Origin of the sequence: Microbacterium sp. GCS4 (assembly GCF_001262495.1) — a bacterium.
In the GTDB taxonomy this organism is placed as follows: Bacteria; Actinomycetota; Actinomycetes; order Actinomycetales; family Microbacteriaceae; genus Microbacterium.
Map to the genome: position 1 here is coordinate 90,001 of NZ_LGYE01000006.1, position 18,670 is coordinate 108,670.

Consider the following 18,670-nt stretch of genomic DNA (forward strand, 5'->3'; position numbering starts at 1 on the left):
GACCGACGCCTACGATCCGATGCTCGCACCGGGCCGGGCCCGCGAGGGGAAGACCGGCGGCCGACGCTCGGCGAAGGCGGCGAGGCCCTCACGGGCGTCCGCGCTGGCGAACGCCTGCTGTCCGAGCACCGCCTCGAGACGGAAGGCCTCGTCCTCGGGCAGATCGGCGAGCGCCCGCGCGGCGCGCTTCACGGTCGCGATGGCGGTCGCGCTCTTCGTCAGCAGCTGCTCGGCGACCCCCAGCGCCTCCTCGCGGAGAACGGATGCCGGCACGACGCGGTTCACGAGCCCGTAGCGCAGCGCCGTCGGGGCGTCGATGCGGTCGCCGCGCAGCATGAGGTCCATCGCGAACGCGTACGGGATCTGACGCACCAGCCGCACGAGCGTCCCCCCGGCCGGAACGACGCCGACGCCCGTCTCGGGCAGCGCGAACTGCGCGTCCTCGGCAGCGAGGCGGATGTCGGTCGACAGCATGATCTCGAAGCCGCCGCCCAGGCACAGCCCGTTGATTGCGGCGACCACGGGCTTCTCGAGCGTGGAGTGCTTCTGGTGCGCGGCATCCCACTCGCTGATGTCGAAGCGCTCGGCCGTGAGGGCGGGGATGGACTCGCCGAGGTCTGCGCCGACGCAGAACGCGCGGTCGCCGGCGCCCGTGAGCACCGCCACACCGATGCGCGGGTCGTCGCGCACCTGCGCGAACGCCTCGCCCAGCTCGTCGTACATCGCGAGCGTGAGCGCGTTGAGCTTGTCGGGGCGGTCGATGGTGATGACGCCGATGCCGCCGTCGACGTCGAGACGCACCGACATCAGATCGTCCTCGTGGCGCGCAGGTCGGCGAGCTCGTCGGGGGCGAACCCGAGCAGATCGGCGAGCACCCGGTCGGTGTGCGCACCCGTGGCCGGAGCGACGCCGGCGGTCTGCGGCGGTGTGCGGTCGAGCTTCACCGGCGATCCGAAGGTGCGCAGCGCGCCGTGGCCCGGGTACTCGGTCTCGACGATCATGCCGCGCGCGGCGATCTGCGGGTCGCCGACCACCTCGCCGATGTCCTTCACGGCGCTCAGCGGCACGAGGTCGCCCGCGAGCTCCTCCAGCTCCGCCTTGGTGCGGTCGGCGAACCAGCGCTCGACCATCGGCCGCACCTCGGCGCGGTACCGGTCGGAGTCGAAGCGCGCGGCCATGGTGTGCAGCTCGGGGTTATCGTCCCAGTCGGCCGGGCTGCCGAACGTCTCGCACGACAGGCGCCAGAACTTGTCGGTGTAGCCGCCGAAGAACACGAAGCCGTCGCGGCACGGGAACAGCTCGTACGGCCGCACGAAGGGATGCTCGTTGCCGAGCGGCTCCGGAACGACGCCCTCGGCCGTGTACGACACGACGGCGTTCTCGGTGAGGGTGAGCACCGAGTCCTGCTGCGAGATGTCGACGAACTGGCCCTCGCCCGTGCGCTCGGCGTGCCGCAGCGCGGCGAGCACCCCGATCACGCCGTACAGGCTCGCGGCCAGGTCGCCGATGATCGTGCCGACGCGCGTGGGCGGACGCCCCGCCTCGCCGTTCATCGACCAGAGCCCCCCGGTGGCCTGGGCGCTGTTGTCGTAGGCCGGCCGCAGCCGGTACGGGCCCGTCTGCCCGTACCCGCTGAGCGCGGCGTAGATGAGGCGCGGGTTGACCTCGCGCAGCCGCTCGTAGCCGTGCCCGAGGCGCTCCATCGTGCCCGGCCGGAAGTTCTCGACGAGCACGTCGGCGCGGCGCACGAGGCGGTCGAGCACCTCGGTGGACCCCGGGCTCTTGAGGTTCAGCGTCACGCCGAGCTTGTTGCGGTTGAACTGCGCGAAGAACCCGCTGAGCGGCTCCTCGCCGTCGCCTTCGAGCAGCGGCGGGAACGTGCGGGTGTAGTCGGGGTCGTCGGGGTTCTCGACCTTGATCACAGTGGCGCCGAGGTCGGCGAGGATCATCGAGCAGTACGGGCCGGCGACCACGCGGGTGACGTCGACGACGACCACACCGGCGAGCGATCCGGGCGCGGCGTCCACACCGCCGAGTCCGGTGAGCAGGGCACGGGTGGCGTCGTCGATCATCGAGCGGTTCCTTCGGTCGGGGCGGATGCGGACGGGGTGGATGTCGCCGCGTCACGTGCGGCGGCGCGGCGGGTGATGCGGTGCAGGAGGGTGACCGAGACGAGCGTCACGAGTCCGGCGGCGACCATGTAGAGGGCGACGGCCCAGGACCCGCCGAAGACGTCGAGCAGCTCGAGGTAGATGATCGGCACGAAGGCCGATCCCGCGATGGTCCCGATGCCGAGCGCCAGGGACATGCCGGTGTAGCGGATGCGGACATCGAACGCCTGCGCGTAGAGCACGCCGAGGGTGCCGTAGGTCGCGCAGAAGCCGACGGTCGTCGCGATGTACGCGACGTACGCCGCGGCGAGGCTGCCGGTGTCGATGAGCAGGAAGGCGGGGAACGCGAGCACGATCGAGACGACGGTGCCGGTCGCGAAGACCCGGGTGACGCCGAAGCGGTCGGCGAGGCGCCCCGCGACGGGGAGGCCGACGAGGGCGAGGACCGAGCACACGGTGGCGATCGTGAGCATCTCGGGCTGGGTGTGTCCGACGAACTGCGTGCCGTAGGTGAGGCTGAAGGTGAAGAGCATGTAGAACACCGCGCCGATGACGGCGAAGCTCAGGGCGGCGAGGATCACCTGGGCCGGATGCGTCCGCAGCGTCTCCCACAGCGGCACGCGGGCCGCGCGGCCGGCCTCGCGCATGCGCTCGAACTCGGGCGTCTCGGTGATCTTCAGGCGGATGAAGAGGCCGACGAGCACGAGCACGGCGCTGATGAGGAACGGCACGCGCCAGCCCCACGTCGCGAAAGCGTCGCCCGGCAGCGCCACGAGCGGGAGGAAAACGAGGGTCGAGAGCGTCAGGCCAAGCGCGAGGCCCACCTGCGGGAAGCTCCCGAGGAAGGCGCGGCGTCGCGGCTCGGCGTGCTCGACGACGAGCAGGACCGCACCGCCCCACTCGCCGCCGAGGGCGAAGCCCTGCACGAACCGCAGCACCATGAGCAGGATGGGGGCGGCGACCCCGATCGCGGTGTACGTCGGCAGGAGGCCGATGAGGAAGGTCGCGACGCCCATCACCACGAGCGAGAGCACGAGCATCCTCTTGCGTCCGATGCGGTCGCCGAAGTGTCCGAACACGATCGAGCCCAGCGGCCGGCCGAAGTAGCCCACGGCGATGCCGCCGAAGGCGAGGATCGTGCCGACGAGCGGGTCGTAGTCGGGGAAGAACAGGGCGTTGAGGATCAGCGCTGCAGCCGTGGAGTAGGCGAAGAAGTCGAACCACTCGACGGTGGTGCCGACGACGCTCGAGGCGACGATGGTGCGGATCTGCGACGACGATGTCGTGGGGTTGTCGGGGGCCGCAGCCGGCTCGTGGGCGGCGGTGGATGCCGATGTCATGGTGTGTAGGTCCCTTCGCGGCCGTCCTCTCTGACAGCCGTGAGACCAGCGTGTCAGCGCGCCTGCCGGCGCGATATGTGAGTTATGGACACATCGGGCGCACAAGGGTGGCTGCGGAAGACACCAGGCTGCATGATCGTCGAGCCCGTCCCCGCGGAGCGAAGACGCCCGGTGTGCGCTGCGCCCAGGATCTCGTGCCGATCATGTGCTCCGTGCACATGAAGGCGTGACGACGGGTTTTCTAGCCTGGAGGTCGCCGCCGCGGACGACCGGCGTGCCCCGACACGAAGGAGTGCCATGGACATCGTCATCGCCGACGACATCGACCGCCCCGGTCTCGACCCGCGCGCACAGCGCCGACGGGCCGTGATCGGCAGCTCGGTCGGGACCGTCATCGAGTGGTACGACTTCACGCTGTACGGCCTGGCGTCGGCGCTCGTCTTCGCGCCGCTGTTCTTCCCGGGAGGCGGCGACTTCGCCGGTCTCCTCGGCGCGTTCGCGACCTTCGCCGTCGGCTTCGGTGCCCGCCCCATCGGCGGCCTCGTGTTCGCGCACTTCGGCGACCGCATCGGCCGCAAGGGCACGCTGCTCGCGACGCTGCTCATGATGGGCATCGCGACGACGCTCATCGGTCTGCTGCCGACCGCCGAGACCATCGGCATCTGGGCGCCGATCCTCCTCATCGTGCTGCGGCTCTTCCAGGGAGCCGGGGCCGGCGCCGAGTTCGCCGGCGCGATGACCATGGCGAGCGAGTCGTCGGACACGCGCAACCGTGCCTTCATCGCCGGGTTCCCCGGTGCGTCCGTCTACCTGGGCATGGCCCTCGCGACGGGGACGTTCGCGCTCATCAGCCTGCTGCCGAAGGACCAGTTCCAGGCCTGGGGCTGGCGCATCCCGTTCATCGCGAGCATCGTCATCGTCGCTTTCGCGCTGTACTTCCGTCTGCGCGTCAAGGAGACCGCGGCGTTCGAGGCGGCCGAGCGCGAGGGCACGGTGTCGCACGCCCCGCTCGCCCTCGCCGTGCAGTCGCACTGGCGCACCCTGCTCGCAGGCATGGCCTTCTTCGTCTTCGCCCTGCCGTGGGTCTACATCGTGCAGACCTTCTCGGTCTCGTACACGACCGGCACGCTCACGGTGAACCCCACGCACGCGCTCATCGGCCTCATCGTGGCCGAACTGCTGACGATCCCCGCGACGCTCGGCTTCGGGCGGCTCGCCGACCGCATCGGCCGCAAGCCCGTGCTGCTGGGCGCCGCGATCTTCGCCATCGTGTTCGCGTTCCCGCTGTTCCTCCTGTTCCAGACCGAGAACTCGTTCCTCGTGGCGCTCGGGCTCATCCTCGGCCTCGCGATCGTGCAGGGCGCGACGATCGGCGTCAGCGCGGCCATGCTCGCCGAGCTCTTCCCCACTCGGATGCGCTGGAGCGGCATCGCGATATCGCGCGAGATCCCCGCGGCTCTCGTCGGCGGCACCGCGCCCCTCGTCGCGACCGCACTCGTGGGTCTCACCGGGGGGACGCCGTGGCTCGTCGCGGCGTACCTTGTGGGCCTCAGCGTGATCGGCGTCATCGGCATCGCCGCGCTACCCGAGACGCTGACGCGCTCGGACGACACCGCGACGGATGCCGCCGACCGCCCCGCGACCGCGGGGACCGCGGCACGACGCTGACCGCCGGCGCCTCGCGCGGGGTTCAGGCCGACCGGCCGGTCAGGCCGACCGGCCGCTCAGGCCGACTGGCCGCCCCGCGCGAGGCGCCGCCATGCCAGCTCGGCGAGCACGCTCGCCTGCAACGGCAGCACCGCATCGTCGAACACCGCCCGCTCGGAGTGCAGGGGCATGGGCCCGGACGAGGGGGCCGCGCCGACGAACACGAGAGCGCCCGGCACCTCCTGCAGCACGTACGAGAAGTCCTCGGAGGCCATCGACGGCGCCGCGAGCCGGGTGACGCGGTCGATGCCGACGAGCTCGGCGAGCACGGCCAGCACCTCGCGCGTCTCGGCGGGATCGTTGTACGTGACGGGGTACGAGGCGATGAACTCGGTCTCGAGCCGGCATCCGTTCGCCTCCGCGATGCCCGCCAGCAGAGCCGGGAGCTGGTCGCGCACGGTGTCGAGCGTCGCCATCGACAGCGTGCGGATGTTCGCCTCGAGGTGCACCGCCGCGGCCAGCACGTTGCTCGCCTCGGAGTCGCTGCTGAGCCGCGTGATCGAGATGACGGCCTGGTCGGTCGCCGGCAGGCGCCGCGCCGCGAACGTCTGCACCGCGAGGATCAACTGCGCCGCGACGGGGACGGGGTCGATCCCCAGCTGCGGGAACGCGGCGTGACCGCCCGTGCCGTGCAGGGTCATGCGCAGCGCATTCGCACTCGCCATCATGGGGCCCTCGCGCGTCACGAGCTGCCCCTGCGGGGTGGCGCTGTCGACGTGGATCGCGTACGCCGCGACAGGCCTCTCGCCCGCGGCGTCGAGCACGCCCTCCTCGATCATGACGCGGCCGCCGGCCTGCCCCTCCTCGCCCGGCTGGAACATGAAGACGACGGTGCCCGGCAGCTCGTCGCGGCGCGCGGCGAGCAGCCGCACGGCGCCGAGCACGCCCGCCATGTGCAGGTCGTGCCCGCACGCGTGCATGGCGCCCGAGGTCGCGGCGAACGGCAGCCCCGTCGCCTCGGCGATCGGCAGTCCGTCCATGTCGCCGCGCAGCAGCACCACGGGCCCTGGGCGTCCACCGCGCAGCACGGCGGTGACGGATGACAGTGACGCGCCGCGGGTGATCTCGAGCCCCAGACCGTCGAGCTCGCGCAGCAGGATCTCCTGCGTGCGCGGCAGGTCGAGACCGATCTCGACCGCGGCGTGCAGCTCGCGGCGCACCGCCACCAGGTCTGCCCGCAGGGCCTCGGCCTCGGTCGCGAACGCGCCGACCGCGGCCTCCGCGGTCGGCGTCGTCGGGGTCGTCGGGGCGTCGCTGTGCGATGTCATCCGAAGTGCATCCTCTCTCCGAGTACCGGGACCGCGTCCAGCAGGTCCCGCGTGTAGGGGTCGGCGGGGTGCGCGAGGAGTTCCTCGGTGGGTCCGCTCTCGACCAGCGTGCCATGGCGCATCACGCACACCTCGTCGCTGATGTAGCGCACCACCGCGAGATTGTGCGAGATGAAGAGCATCGACAGGCCCAGGTCCTGCTGCACTTCGCGCAGCAGGTTCAGGATCGCACCCTGCACCGACACGTCGAGCGCGCTCGTGACCTCGTCGGCGATGAGCACCGAGGGCTCGCCCGCCAGAGCACGGGCGATCGTGATGCGCTGACGCTGCCCGCCCGAGAACGCCCCCGGGCGCTCGCCCGCACGGTCGGGGTCGAGGTGCACCTGCGCCAAGAGCTCTCGCACGCGGGCGATGCGCTCTGCGCGGGTCCATCGGCGCCCGGTCGCCCGCAGCGCCTCGGCGATCGAGTCGCCGATCGGCATGAGCGGGTCCAGCGCCGAGAACGGGTCCTGGAAGACGAGCTGCATGCGCCGGCGGGCTCGACGTGCCGCCGCCCCGCCACCCGTCGCCTCGATGCCGTCCACGCGGATGGACCCGGATTCGGGACGCACGAGGCCCACGGCGGCGGCCGCGATCGTGCTCTTGCCCGATCCGGACTCGCCCACGAGCCCGACGGTGCGGCCCTTCGGCACGGCGAGGCTCACCCCGTCGACGACGCGGGTCCGGCCGTAGCGGACGCTGAGCCCGTCGATCTCGAGCGCGTTCACACCGGCACCTCCTGGTCGTGGGCGTCCGCCACCGGCGTCGGCTCCGGCTCGTCGAGCGCCTCGGGCCGCAGCTCGGGCGGGATCACGGGCAGCGGCTGCGTGCGGTCGCTGGTCATGTCGGGCAGGCACGCGATGAGGGCCCGCGTGTACGGATGCTGCGCGTCCTCGCGGATGCGGTCGGCGGCGAGGGTCTCGACCATCCGTCCGTCCTTCATCACGATGACGCGGTCGCAGAACGCCGAGACCAGGGCGATGTCGTGCGAGATGAAGACGATCGCCGCCCCCGTCTCCTCCTGCGCCCGGTGCAGCACGCCCATGACCTGGCGCTGCACCGTCACGTCGAGCGCGGTCGTCGGCTCGTCGGCGATGATGAGGCGCGGACGCCCCGTGAGCGCCATGCCGATCATCGCCCGCTGGCGCATGCCGCCCGAGAACTCGTGCGGGTACTGCGAGAGCCGCGAGGCCGGGTTCGGGATGCCGACGGCGCCGAGGGCGTCGGCTGCACGCGCACGTGCCTCCTTCGACCGCATCCCCATGTGCACCTCCGGCACCTCGGTGAGCTGGCGCCCGATCGTCAGCGCGGGGTTGAGCGAGGTGAGCGGGTCCTGGAAGATCATGCCCAGCTCGACGCCCAGCCGCGCCCGGTCGGCGGCGGTGGGCGTGCGGGTCATGTCGAGGTCGTCGAAGCGGTGCGACGAGGTCGAGATGATCGCGTCATCGCCGAGCAGTCCGGCGAGCGCCATCGCCGTGAGCGACTTGCCCGATCCGGACTCCCCCACGATGCCGACGATCTCGCCGCGGGCGACGCGCAGATCGACGCCGCGCACGCGCTCGACCGTGCCGCCGTCGGCGGTGCCGAACGCGATGCGCAGGTCGCGGATCTCGGCCACGATCTCGCCCGCGGGCTCTGCGGTGACGACGGTGCGACCGGTGCGCCGCGCCGAGAGCGTGACGGCACCGGCAGCTCGCGCCGCGACGGCCCTGAATCCCGCGCCCCGGCTCGCGGCGACCGCCTCGCTCAGCAGCGTGAAGACGAGACCGGCGAGCACGATCGCGATGCCGGGGCCGATCGCGGCGAGCGGGTTGACGTAGATGCGCAGGATGCCCTCCTGCAGCATGCGACCCCAGTCGTAGGCGGGGGCCTGCACGCCGAGCCCGAGGAACGACAGGCCCGCGAACGACAGCAGCGTCACGCTCGCCGTGGCGGCGGCGTTGACGAAGAAGGGGTTGGCGATGTTCGGCAGCACGTGCCGCAGCAGGATGCCGACGGGGCCGACGCCGACCACCCGGGCGGCGCGCACGTAGTCGCGGCCCGACACCGAGGAAGCGAGGTTGTAGACGAGTCGGGCGAAGGAGGGGATGCCGGCGAATCCGATCGCGAGCATCGCGCCCGTGGCCGTCGCTCCCCAGATCACGGTGAAGAACAGCACCATGAGCAGCCAGGGGAACGCGAGCAGGATGTCGAGCAGTCCGGTGAGCAGGCGGCGCGGGTGGCGCGGCAGGATGCTGGCGACGAGGCCGAACACGATGCCGCCGGCGAGCGCGATCGCCGTCGCGCCGAGCGTGAGCAGGAGCGTGAGGCGCGTCGCCGAGAGCACCCGGGCGAGGATGTCGCGGCCCAGCTCGTCGGTGCCGAACGGGTGGGCGGCGCTCGCGCCGAGCAGTCGCGACGAGACGTCGGTCGTGTCGGCCGCCGACCCCCACAGCAGAGGACCGGCCACGGCGAGGAAGACGAGCAGTGCCGTGCCGACGAGGGCGAACACCCCGGTCGGGGTGAGGAAGCGGGATCGCATGGCCATGTCTCAGCCCTCCGTGATCGACGATCGGGGATCGATGGTGGCGAGGATCACGTCGACGACGAGGTTCACCCCGAGCACGATGAGGGCGTAGACGATGACCACGCCCTGCACCATGGGGTAGTCCTTCGCGCCGACCGACGACACCATGATGGTGCCGAGCCCGGGGATCGCGAAGACGGTCTCGATGAGCACGGTCGCCGCGGTGAGTCCCGCGAGGATCAGGCCGCCGACGGTCAGGGTCGACGTGACGATGTTCGGCAGCGAATGCCGCAGGTACAGCAGCCGCCGGGGAAGCCGCTTGGCGCGAGCCGTGGTCATGTACGTCGTGTCGAGCACGGCGAGCATCTCGACCTGCACGATGCGCACGAGGTAGGCCATGGGGCCGATGGCGAGCGCGATGACCGGCAGCACCGCGTCGGCGGGCTTGCCCCAACCCGCGGCGGGGAGCCAGCCCAGCTCGACCGCGAAGAGCGCGATGAGTGCGACCGACACGAGGAAGCTCGGCACGGCGATGAGGATGCCGAGCACCGCCGAGACGGCGATCGACAGGCCGCGACGGCGACCGGAGCGGGCGAGGACGGCCGCTCCGATGCCCGCGGGGAGCGCTCCGACGATCGCGATGACGAACGCGAGCACGGCGAGCAGCAGTGTCGTCGGGAACCGCTGCGCGATGACGTCGATCACGGGCCGCTGCAGCCGCACCGAGGTGCCGAGGTCGCCGGTGACGAGCCCGCCGACGAAGCGGAGGAACTGCTCGCCCATCGGCCGGTCGAGTCCCAGCTGCGCGCGGGTGGCCTCGACGAGCTGCGGGGTCGCGCTCTGCCCGAGAGCCGCGCGCACCGGGTCGCCGGGCACGAGGTACATGAGGAGGAACGAGGCGACGACCACGACCGCCAGGGAGATGACGAGTCGGCCGAGGCGTCGCAGCAGGAACGCGGTGCGCGGGGAGAGCCCCCGACGCAGACGGCGCTCCTCCGCCCGCGCCGCCAGGGCGGCCGTGGTCGTGTCGACCACCTCGGCGGTCGCGGGAGGAGGAGTCGTCGTCATGTCAGCCCAGCATCCTGATCGAGGTCGGCTGGATGAAGTTCGGCTGCTCGAACACCGCGCCGGACTGGTAGGTCGGCAGGATGTTGTCGATCACCGGGAAGACGTCGAAGCGCTCGATGAGCTGCTTCTCGGCATCCTGGAAGATCGCGCAGCTGTCCTCGGGGGTCGCGCTCGATCCCTCGGCGACGAGCGCCGAGTACTCGGGGTTGTCGACCCACATGAAGTTCAGACCGCCCTGGTCGGGGGTCGCGCCGTCGAAGAAGGTCGAGAGCACGATCGGGCCGCCGGGAGCGACCTGCACCCAGCCCGTGTCCCAGTCGAACGTCGAGAACAGCTGCTCCGACCAGGCCGCCGCGTCGTTCGCGAGCAGCTCGGTCGTCACGCCCAGCTCGTCCCAGGTCTGCTTGACCAGCTCGGCCGCGGCCGCGTGTGTCGAGGTCGGGGCGTTGTAGACGAACTTGATCGTGAGCGGCTGGCCGTCCTTCTCGCGCAGGCCGTCGGAGCCCAGCGTCCAGCCGGCCTCGTCGAGCAGTTCGCCCGCCTTGTCGAGGTCGGTGTCGGGCAGGGTCCACTCCGGCTTGTCGGCGACGCACAGCAGCGGGTTCTTCGTGACGAGAGAGATCGACTCGAGTCCCTCGCCGTCGGCGATCACGGTGCCGACCTCGTCGCGGTCGATCGCGGTCGACAGCGCCTCGCGCACGAGCGGGTCGGCGAACGGACGCCCTTCCTTCTCGTTGAAGAGCATCATGCCGACGGGGTTGCGCACACCCGTGTGGGTGAGGCCCGCGCCGTCGAGGCGCGAGCGGTCGGCGCCCGAGATCGTCGCGGCGTTGAGCTCGCCCGACAGCAGCAGGTTCGCGGCGGTGCTCTCGTCGGTCACGACCCGCGCCTCGATGGCGTCGGGCAGACCCGCGGTCTCGCTCGTGACGTCGTCGGGACCCCACGTGTAGTCGTCGCGCTTGGCGAAGGTGTACGTGTCGCCGGGCTTGATCTCGCTGAGCGCGTAGAGCCCTGTGCCGTCGGTCGTGTCCGACAGCGAGGTCGTGTCGGCGAGACCGGCGTCGCACACGAGCATGATCGTGCCCACGTTGACGGCGAGGAACGGGTTGTTCGCGGTGCTCGTGACGGTGACCGTGTTGCCGTCGGCCGTGGCCGAGATGCTCTCGTCGATGACCGAGCCGTACGAGAACGTGGCGTTCGCGGCATCCGCGTTGTAGTTGAGGTTGTCGGCGACGGTCTGGCCGGTGAACTCCGAGCCGTCGGAACAGGTGATGCCGTCCTTGAGGGTGAACACGACCTCGGTGCCGGTCTCGTCCCAGCTCTCGGCGAGCCAGGGCACGAGCTCGCCCTCGTCGGTCACGGCGATGAGCGACTCGTAGGCGATGCTCACGACCGCGAAGGTGTCGGGCGAGACGGCCTTGAGCGGGTTCAGGTCGCCCGGGTCGTCGCCCACGGCGGTGACGAACGTGCCGCCCGAGACGAAGTCGCCCTCGTCGGGACCGGCCTGATCGGAGGACCCCGCGCAGGACGTCAGCGTCAGGGCGAGGACGGAGAGAGCGGCGGCCACGGGTAGTGCGGTACTGCGTTTCATAGCGTTCTCCTGATTCGGGTGGGGTGGAGCGTCAGTGCAGGGAGGGACGACCGGAGGTCCGTCAGCGGACGGGCACCTCGGCCGAGAGCCGGGCGAGCGGGCCCGCCGCCTTGACCGTCACGTTCACGGTCGGCTGCGCGGTGTAGGGGACGTGCGTCTCGAGGACCTCGACGACCGAGACCTGCAACGGGTCGGCGCCGGCCTGGATGGCCTTCGCGACGGCCGCCTCGGAGGCCTGCTCGATCGCGGACTCCCGGTCGCCCATGGCCGCCATCTGGTCGGCCCGGCCGCCGGCGAGCGAGATCGCGGCGCCGACGGCGTTCGCGACGCCGCCGTGGTCGGGACGCAGGATGCTGCCGGCGCTGGCGAGACTGTCGGGGACGAGGAAGCCTCCGCCGCCGACCACGACCAGCGGGATGTCCATGCGGCCGAGCGACAGCCGCTCCACGGCCTCGTCGAGGCGGTCGGCGACGAGCGCGAGCGCGCGGTCCAGGGCCGACGACACGGTCGACGAGAGGGCGGGCAGTCGGCGGCCGGCGACCGGACTGCCGGCCAGGGCGGCGGCATCCGTCAGCGTCGGGGTGGATCCTCCGAACAGGAGTCCCTCGCGGTCGATGCGGTAGCCCACCGAGTCGGGGCCCACGCGGCCCGACGCGACGTCGACGATGGTGCCGCCGCCGATCCCCACGCTGAGCACGTCGGGCATGCGGAAGTTCGTGCGCACCCCGCCGATCTCGCGGGGCAGCGTCGACTCCCGCGGGAAGCCGCCGACGACCACGCCGAGGTCGGAGGTCGTGCCGCCCACGTCGATGACGATCGCGTCGTCGTGCCCCGACAGGTACGCGGCGCCGCGGATGGAGTTCGCGGGACCCGAGCCGATCGTCAGCACCGGGTACTGCGCCGCGTAGTCGAGCGACATCAGCGTGCCGTCGTTCTGCGCGAAGAAGGTCGTGGCGTCGAGCCCCTCCTCGGCGACGACCGTCACGAGGGCTTCGGTGACCGAGCGCGCCACGCTGTACAGCGCCGCATTGAGCAGGGTCGCGTTCTCGCGCTCGAGCAGACCCGTCGGGCCGATGTCCTGGCTGAGGAACACGCGGGTGTCCTGCCCGAGGTGGGCGCGCAGCATCTCGGCGACCTCGAGCTCCTGCTCCGGCGATGAGGGGCTGAAGATCCCGGCGACGGCGATCGCGTCGAATCCGTCGAGGCCGTCGACGAAGCGCAGGATGCCGTCGCGGTCGAGCGGCGAGATGGGCGTGCCGTCGACCATGTGGCCGCCCCCGAGCATGGCCGAGCCCGCGAGCACCATCTGCACGAGGTCGGTCGGCCACCCGGTGAGCGGCGGGTACTCGGTCGCCGCCGGCGCTCCGAGGCGGATCATCGCGACGCGGTCGAGCTGCCGGCGCTGCACGATCGCGTTGGTCGCGTGCGTGGTGCCGAGCATGACGCGCGAGACGCGCGAGCGGTCGTCGCCGATCGCGGCGAGCACGTCGCGGATGCCGGCGCGGATGCCGCCCGTGATGTCGTCGGTGGTGGCCCGCTTGGTCCACGCGAGCACCCGACCGTCGCCGTCGAGCACCACGGCGTCGGTGTTGGTTCCGCCGACGTCGACGCCGATGGACAGGTCGCGCGCGGTCATCGGGTCGCTCCTTCGAAGGGGACGTACGGGAGGTCGTAGCCGAACGCCGCTGGTCCGGCGAGCTCGAGCCCGCGCGGGGTGCGCCAGATCGGGTCGCATGCCCAGGCGAGCACCGAGACCCGCTGGCCGAAGCGCAGCATCTCGGTGGTGATCGCGTGCCCGGTCTCGGCGTCGATGATCGTGATGAGGTCGGGGACGCTCACCAGCACCTCTCCGTCTTCGAGCACGAGCAGGTTCTCGTTCTGCAGTTCGATGCGCTGCAGCCGCCCGCGGTCGGCGCCGGTTCCCGTGACCGTGACCGAGCCGCGCACGAACCCGCCGACCGTGCGGCGGTCGAGGTCGGTGATCTTGCCGGTCATCAGCACGCGTGCGTCGAGCTCGGCGGCGATCGCGGTCACCGGGTCGGAGGCCGACAGGAGGGCGTGGCCGACGCGGATCGCCGCGGTCACGGTGCCCTCGATGACCGCGCCCTTCACGGTGTCGGCGGTGAGGGGGTAGTGCGCGGCGATGCAGATCGAGCCGCTCGCGACCGTGAGCGCACGGGCATGGCGCTCGAGCCAGTGCAGGTCGATCGTCTTCATGACCGAGATGTTGCCGACGACGTCGCTCTGCACGGCCCACTCGCACGGCACTCCCGCGACGTTCATCGCGACCATCGCGGCGTCGGGGAACGCGCGGCCCATCCCGTCGGCGTCGAGCACCTTCAGGCCGAGTCGGGCCGCCCAGCCGATGGGGTGGATGCCGTTGCTGCCGCCGATCTCGGCGGCCATCAGGGTCGTGACGGGGCGTCCGAGCAGCCGCTCCGCCTCCGCCAGCAGAGCGTGGATCTGGCCCGATGCCGACAGCATCTCGATGCCGACCGTGGGGGCGCCGATGCCCGACATGAGGATCACGACGTCGTCAGGGCCGAGGTCGTCGACCTGCACGAGCCGCACGGCGCCGTGCGTGCGCAGCGCGTTCTCGACGGTGATCTGCGCGGTGTAGACGGCGCCGCCGCCGCCGGTGCCGAGGATCGCGGTTCCCACGCCGAGGGCGGCGATGTCGTCTGCCGTGATCTCGGTGATCGGCGCCGCGACGAGGTCGGCGGGAGGAGTCTGAGCCATGTGTTCACGGTACGGAGGCATCCGGCGGTGGGCAATGTTCCCTGCATCCAGTGTTTCCGTGCATACTGTGCGCATGGCACAGTACACCCTCGTCGACCTGCGCGACGACGCCGACCGGCTCGGCCTGCGACTCCACGCCGGCCCCGCCGACGATCGGCGCGTGGTGCGGGTCGACCTCGCCGCGATCGACCGTCTCGACGGGCTGTCCGAGGGCACGCTCGCGATCCTCACCGAGGAGGAGCAGCCGCCGCCGTTCCGCATCGACGTGGCCCTGCGGCAGGCGAGCGCGCGCGGCCTCGCCGGGCTCGTGTTCACCGCGCCGCTGACGCTCGCCGAGACGGCGCGGGTGCTCGCGGAACGCGGCGGTGTGCCGGTGTTCTCCGCCACCGGGGTGCCGGCGGCCGAGCTCGCGAAGACGATCGACCGCGCCATCTCCGGCGGGGCGTCCGAGGCGATGATGCGGGGCGCCCGGGCGATCGAGCTGGCCTCGGCATCCGCCGCGTCACCCGAGGGCTCGACCGAGAGCATCCTGTCGGCCGCGGGCGGCGCGCTCGGGGTCGAGCTGTCGATCGTCGCCGACCCCGCGGCATCCTGGACCGACTCCGACGCGGTGTTCATCGGCGAGGTGCCGATCGGACGCCTCGTCGCCGGGTCGTCGGACGGCGCGACGGCCGTGGCCCTTCCGGTGATCGCGTCACTGCTCTCGCGCGTCGCCCAGCGGCAGAGCCGCGACCGCTACGCCCCGACCCAGTCGCGCGCCGACCTGCTCGTCGAGCTCGTGCTGGCCGACCCCTCGCGCGCCGAGGGCTTCGTGGCGCAGGCGGCACGTCTCGGGCTGCCGCTCGCCCGCTCGCACGTCGTGGCGTGGCTCAGCCCTACTCATCGCGGCGACCCCGACGCGCGGGCGCCCCGCAGCGTGCAGCCGGCGCTCGAGCTCTTCGCGCTGCAGCTCGTCGAGTCACGCGACGAGATGTGGCACGTGGCCTTTCTGCAGGACGACCTCGTGCTCGTGTGCACCGAGGAGCACGGTGCGGGCGACCACCAGCGACGGGTGCGCGAGATCGCGACGCGGATCCAGCAGCGGGCGCAGGAGCTCGCGGGCGCCGACTGGGCCTACACCCTGGGCCTGGGCACCCCGCAGCTCGGCGCGCTGGGACTGCGGCAGTCCGCCGCCGAGGCCCGGATCGCGGCCGAGTCGGCGATCGCCGCCGGACGCCTCGGCGGCGTGGAGCTCACCGACGTCACGGGTCTGCGCCGCGTGCTGCTCGACGTGTACGCCTCGCCCATCAGTCGCGAGCTGCTCCACGACATCCTGCGTCCGCTCGACGAGCTCGACGCGGATCGGGCACGACAGTCGGTGCGCACCCTGCTCGTGTACCTCGCGCACGGGGGCTCGCTCGTGCACGCGGGGCGCGAGCTCATGCTGCATCCGAACGGGGTGGGATATCGGATGCGGCGCATCCGCGAACTGCTCGGCATCGACCTCGACGACCCCGACGCCCGCTTCGCGGTCGAGCTCGCCTGCCGGGTGCGCCTGCTCGGATCGGGGTGAGGTCAGCCCCGTCCGTCGCCGTCGGACCCTGCGACCTCGGCGCGCAGCGTCGGACCGTCGGCGTCGAGCATCGGGGCGCGGGCGAGGCGGGCCGTGCCGTTCGTGCCCAGCGGCGAGCGCGCGATCGCGACGCCGTCGTCGTGCTCGATGAGACCGAGGGCCTGAGCTTGCGCACCCTGCGCGGCCTCCTCGGGGCTGCGCACCCGCGCGACGAGCACGCGGGCGGCGCGCAGGCGCTCGACGACGGCATCCAGCGGCAGGTCGGCGATCCGCCGGGCGATGGCGCCGTCGACCTCGGTGCGCCCCTCCACCCGGGCCTGGTTGCGTGCCCACCGCTCGCCGCCGAGCTCGGCCCCGAGGTCGAGCGCGGAGACGAGCCGGGCGAACATCGGATCGTTCGTCGCACCGAGCACGACGTGGCCGTCAGCCACCGGGAACGCCCGGTACGGGACGATCGACGGATGCGCGCTGCCCCACGGCCGCGACGACGGACCGCCCGCCGACGACGCCGCGATGACCGTGCCGAGCGAGCTCAGCGCCGTCGCGAACAGCGAGAACTCGAGCGTCCTCCCCCGGCCCGTGCGCTCGCGTTCGAGCAGGGCCGCCAGCACCCCGTTGATCATCGACATGCCGGTGGCGATGTCGACCATCGCGACCCCCGAGCGCACCGGGTCGCCGCCCTCGTAACCGGTCACGTGCATGAGTCCCGACTCCGCCTCGACGGTCACCGCCGTGCCGGGCTCTGCCGACAGCGGACCCTGCTGTGCGAAGCCGCTGATCGACGCGTACACGAGCCGCGGGAAGCGCTCGCGCATCGCCGCGGCGCCGATGCCGAGCCTCTCGGCGACGCCGGGTCGGAAGCTCTCGACCACGATGTCGGCCGTGCCGATGAGCGCATGCGCGACCGCGCGGTCGTCGGGGTCGGTCAGGTCGAGCGCGATGCTGCGCTTGCCGCGGTTGATGGCGTGGAAGTACGCGCTCGCGCCGTGCACGAACGGCGGCCCCCAGTGCCGGGTCTCGTCGCCGAGTCCCGGCTGCTCGACCTTGACCACCTCGGCGCCGAGCTCGGCGAGGGTCATGGTCGCCGAAGGCCCGGCGAGCAGCCTCGTGAAGTCGATCACCCGCACGCCGTCGAGCGGTCGGAACGGCGCCTCGGTCATGGGCGGTCCCGGACGAAGACCCGCTCGCCCCGGATCCATGTCTCGGCGACCCGCACGGTCGAGATCTCCTCGTCGGGCACCGCGAACACGTCGCGGTCGAGCACCGCGAAGCTGCCGTCGAATCCGGGGGCGATCCTTCCCACGCCGGTGAGCGGTGAGAGCGAGGCGGCCCGCGAGGTGTACAGCAGCAGGGCCTGGGGCACCGTGATCGCGGCCTCGGCGCCGAACTCGATGTCGTTGTACGTGCGCCGGCGCACGGCCGCCTCGACCGACAGCATCACGTCGTCGGCGCCGCTCCACGCGGTGGCCGGGCGGTCGGACGACAGGGCGAGCGGCTCGAGGCCGTCGTAGAGACGGGCGATCGGGTAGGCGTCGGGCACCTGCTCGACGCGCAGCGCCTTCTCGTACCCGTCGTACTCGGCGAAGAAGAACACCGTGTGCGTGGCGATTCCGAACCGCATCCGTGCCGCGCGCAGACGCGTGAGATACGCATCGCTCACGATCGTGGCGTGCTCGATGCGCACCGACGGGATGCCGTCGAGCCAGGGCTCCTGCCCCTCGAAGAGCTCCACGACGCGGTCGAGGGCCCGGTCGCCCATCGCGTGCACGGCGAGCTGCACGCCGTTGCGGCGCGCCCACTCCCCCGCGGCGAGCACGTCGTCGTCGTCGACGAGACGCAGACCGTGGTCGCACGACCCCGGATACGCCTCGTGCACCCAGGCGGTGCGGTTCGAGTACGCGCCGTCGAGCACGACCTTGACGCCGCCGACGCGCACCTCGCCCTCGCGGTCGTCGGGGTCGAGATCGGCGAGAGGAGCTGCGGGGTCCCATCCCGGGTAGAGCGCGACCCGGGCATGGAGCCCGCGCTGCGCGGCAGCGCGGAAGGTCTGGAGCGGGCGGTCGATGCGCGACGACAGCAGGTCGCAGACCGCGACGATGCCGCGCGAGGCGAGCTCCTCGCCGATCGTCACGAGCGCGTCGATCTGCTCGTCGGCGGTCGGGGCGGGGATCCACGCGGCGACGGCGTTCACCGCGGCGATCTCGGTGAGCACGCCGTTCGGGGCGCCGTCGGCACCACGCTCGAACCGGGCGCCGTCGGGGTCGGGCGTCTCGGCGGTGATGCCGGCCAGCTCGAGCGCCCGCGTGTTGCAGACGGCGGAGTGCGCGTCGCAGCGCCACACCAGCACGGGCCGGTCGGTGCTCACCCGGTCGAGGTCGGCGGCCGTCGGCATCCGTCCGTCGGGGAACTTCGTGTCGTCGAAACCGCGGCCGAGCACCCACGCGCCGGGATCGGCGACCGTGTCGGCGTTGCCCCGCAGCACGGCGACGAGATCGTCGACGCTGCGCACGGCCGGCGGGAAGCACTCGACCGCGGCCGCGGTGCCGGCGAGCAGAGCGGGGTGGGTGTGGCTGTCGATGAGGCCCGGCAGCACCGTGCGCCCGCCGAGGTCGACGGCGTCGGCGTCGGCCACATCGGCGGCATCGCCCACCCAGTCGACGCGTCCGTCGACGATGCGGAACGCCGACGCGAACGCGGTCTCGGACTCACCGGTGAAGACCCGGCCGTTCGTGAAGGTCAGTGTGCTCAT

Annotated in this window: 14 protein-coding genes; 2 read left to right on the forward strand and 12 right to left on the reverse strand. The window is 72.1% G+C overall.

Annotated features, from left to right (window positions below; translation table 11 throughout):
- Window positions 1-9: 9 nt before the first annotated feature.
- Genes AKH00_RS16905 through AKH00_RS16915 form a run of 3 tightly spaced genes read right to left on the reverse strand, consistent with a single transcriptional unit; the run spans window position 10 to window position 3,451 of the window.
- The gene (locus AKH00_RS16905; RefSeq protein ID WP_050723943.1) at window positions 10-807 is read right to left on the reverse strand and encodes an enoyl-CoA hydratase/isomerase family protein; all 798 of its coding nucleotides are present in this window, start codon (window positions 805-807) and stop codon (window positions 10-12) included.
- Window positions 807-2,072: a CaiB/BaiF CoA transferase family protein gene (locus tag AKH00_RS16910; protein ID WP_050723944.1), complete on the reverse strand. Its 1,266-nt coding sequence runs from the start codon at window positions 2,070-2,072 to the stop codon at window positions 807-809. The genes AKH00_RS16905 and AKH00_RS16910 overlap by 1 nt, the downstream gene beginning before the upstream one ends.
- On the reverse strand, window positions 2,069-3,451 hold the full coding sequence (locus AKH00_RS16915; protein WP_050723945.1) for an MFS transporter: 1,383 nt from the start codon (window positions 3,449-3,451) through the stop codon (window positions 2,069-2,071). Before AKH00_RS16915 ends, AKH00_RS16910 begins: the two co-directional genes overlap by 4 nt.
- Window positions 3,452-3,748: 297 nt before the next feature.
- Between AKH00_RS16915 and AKH00_RS16920 the strand changes: the two genes are divergently transcribed.
- Complete coding sequence (locus AKH00_RS16920) at window positions 3,749-5,119, forward strand: MFS transporter (protein ID WP_050723946.1); 1,371 nt, start codon at window positions 3,749-3,751, stop codon at window positions 5,117-5,119.
- A 56-nt stretch (window positions 5,120-5,175) separates the two neighbouring features.
- Here the strand turns inward: AKH00_RS16920 and AKH00_RS16925 are convergent, their stop codons facing one another.
- The 7 genes from AKH00_RS16925 to AKH00_RS16955 all read right to left on the reverse strand — a co-directional run bounded on the left by AKH00_RS16925 (window position 5,176) and on the right by AKH00_RS16955 (window position 14,369).
- Window positions 5,176-6,426 (reverse strand): M20 metallopeptidase family protein, encoded by a 1,251-nt coding sequence (locus AKH00_RS16925; RefSeq protein ID WP_082297708.1) that lies wholly within the window; start codon window positions 6,424-6,426, stop codon window positions 5,176-5,178.
- Entirely contained in the window at window positions 6,423-7,193 is a 771-nt protein-coding gene (locus AKH00_RS16930) for an ABC transporter ATP-binding protein (RefSeq protein ID WP_050723947.1), read from the reverse strand. The genes AKH00_RS16925 and AKH00_RS16930 overlap by 4 nt, the downstream gene beginning before the upstream one ends.
- On the reverse strand, window positions 7,190-8,992 hold the full coding sequence (locus AKH00_RS16935; protein ID WP_082297709.1) for a dipeptide/oligopeptide/nickel ABC transporter permease/ATP-binding protein: 1,803 nt from the start codon (window positions 8,990-8,992) through the stop codon (window positions 7,190-7,192). The genes AKH00_RS16930 and AKH00_RS16935 overlap by 4 nt, the downstream gene beginning before the upstream one ends.
- Window positions 8,993-8,995: 3 nt before the next feature.
- Window positions 8,996-10,039, reverse strand: coding sequence for an ABC transporter permease (locus tag AKH00_RS16940; protein ID WP_050723948.1), 1,044 nt, complete (start codon window positions 10,037-10,039; stop codon window positions 8,996-8,998).
- A gap of 1 nt (window position 10,040) precedes the next feature.
- Complete coding sequence (locus AKH00_RS16945; RefSeq protein ID WP_050723949.1) at window positions 10,041-11,630, reverse strand: ABC transporter substrate-binding protein; 1,590 nt, start codon at window positions 11,628-11,630, stop codon at window positions 10,041-10,043.
- A 61-nt stretch (window positions 11,631-11,691) separates the two neighbouring features.
- On the reverse strand, window positions 11,692-13,266 hold the full coding sequence (locus AKH00_RS16950) for a hydantoinase/oxoprolinase N-terminal domain-containing protein (protein ID WP_050723950.1): 1,575 nt from the start codon (window positions 13,264-13,266) through the stop codon (window positions 11,692-11,694).
- The gene (locus AKH00_RS16955) at window positions 13,263-14,369 is read right to left on the reverse strand and encodes a DUF917 domain-containing protein (RefSeq protein ID WP_050723951.1); all 1,107 of its coding nucleotides are present in this window, start codon (window positions 14,367-14,369) and stop codon (window positions 13,263-13,265) included. The genes AKH00_RS16950 and AKH00_RS16955 overlap by 4 nt, the downstream gene beginning before the upstream one ends.
- A 73-nt stretch (window positions 14,370-14,442) precedes the next feature.
- Here AKH00_RS16955 and AKH00_RS18360 point away from each other — a divergent pair, with 73 nt between their 5' ends.
- Window positions 14,443-15,921, forward strand: coding sequence for a PucR family transcriptional regulator (locus AKH00_RS18360; protein WP_050723952.1), 1,479 nt, complete (start codon window positions 14,443-14,445; stop codon window positions 15,919-15,921).
- A 2-nt stretch (window positions 15,922-15,923) separates the two neighbouring features.
- On the opposite strand, the gene AKH00_RS16965 is transcribed toward AKH00_RS18360, so the two are convergent.
- Both AKH00_RS16965 and AKH00_RS16970 read right to left on the reverse strand, forming a co-directional pair.
- The gene (locus AKH00_RS16965) at window positions 15,924-17,081 is read right to left on the reverse strand and encodes a CaiB/BaiF CoA transferase family protein (RefSeq protein ID WP_050723953.1); all 1,158 of its coding nucleotides are present in this window, start codon (window positions 17,079-17,081) and stop codon (window positions 15,924-15,926) included.
- Entirely contained in the window at window positions 17,078-18,670 is a 1,593-nt protein-coding gene (locus AKH00_RS16970) for an amidohydrolase (RefSeq protein WP_050723954.1), read from the reverse strand. Before AKH00_RS16970 ends, AKH00_RS16965 begins: the two co-directional genes overlap by 4 nt.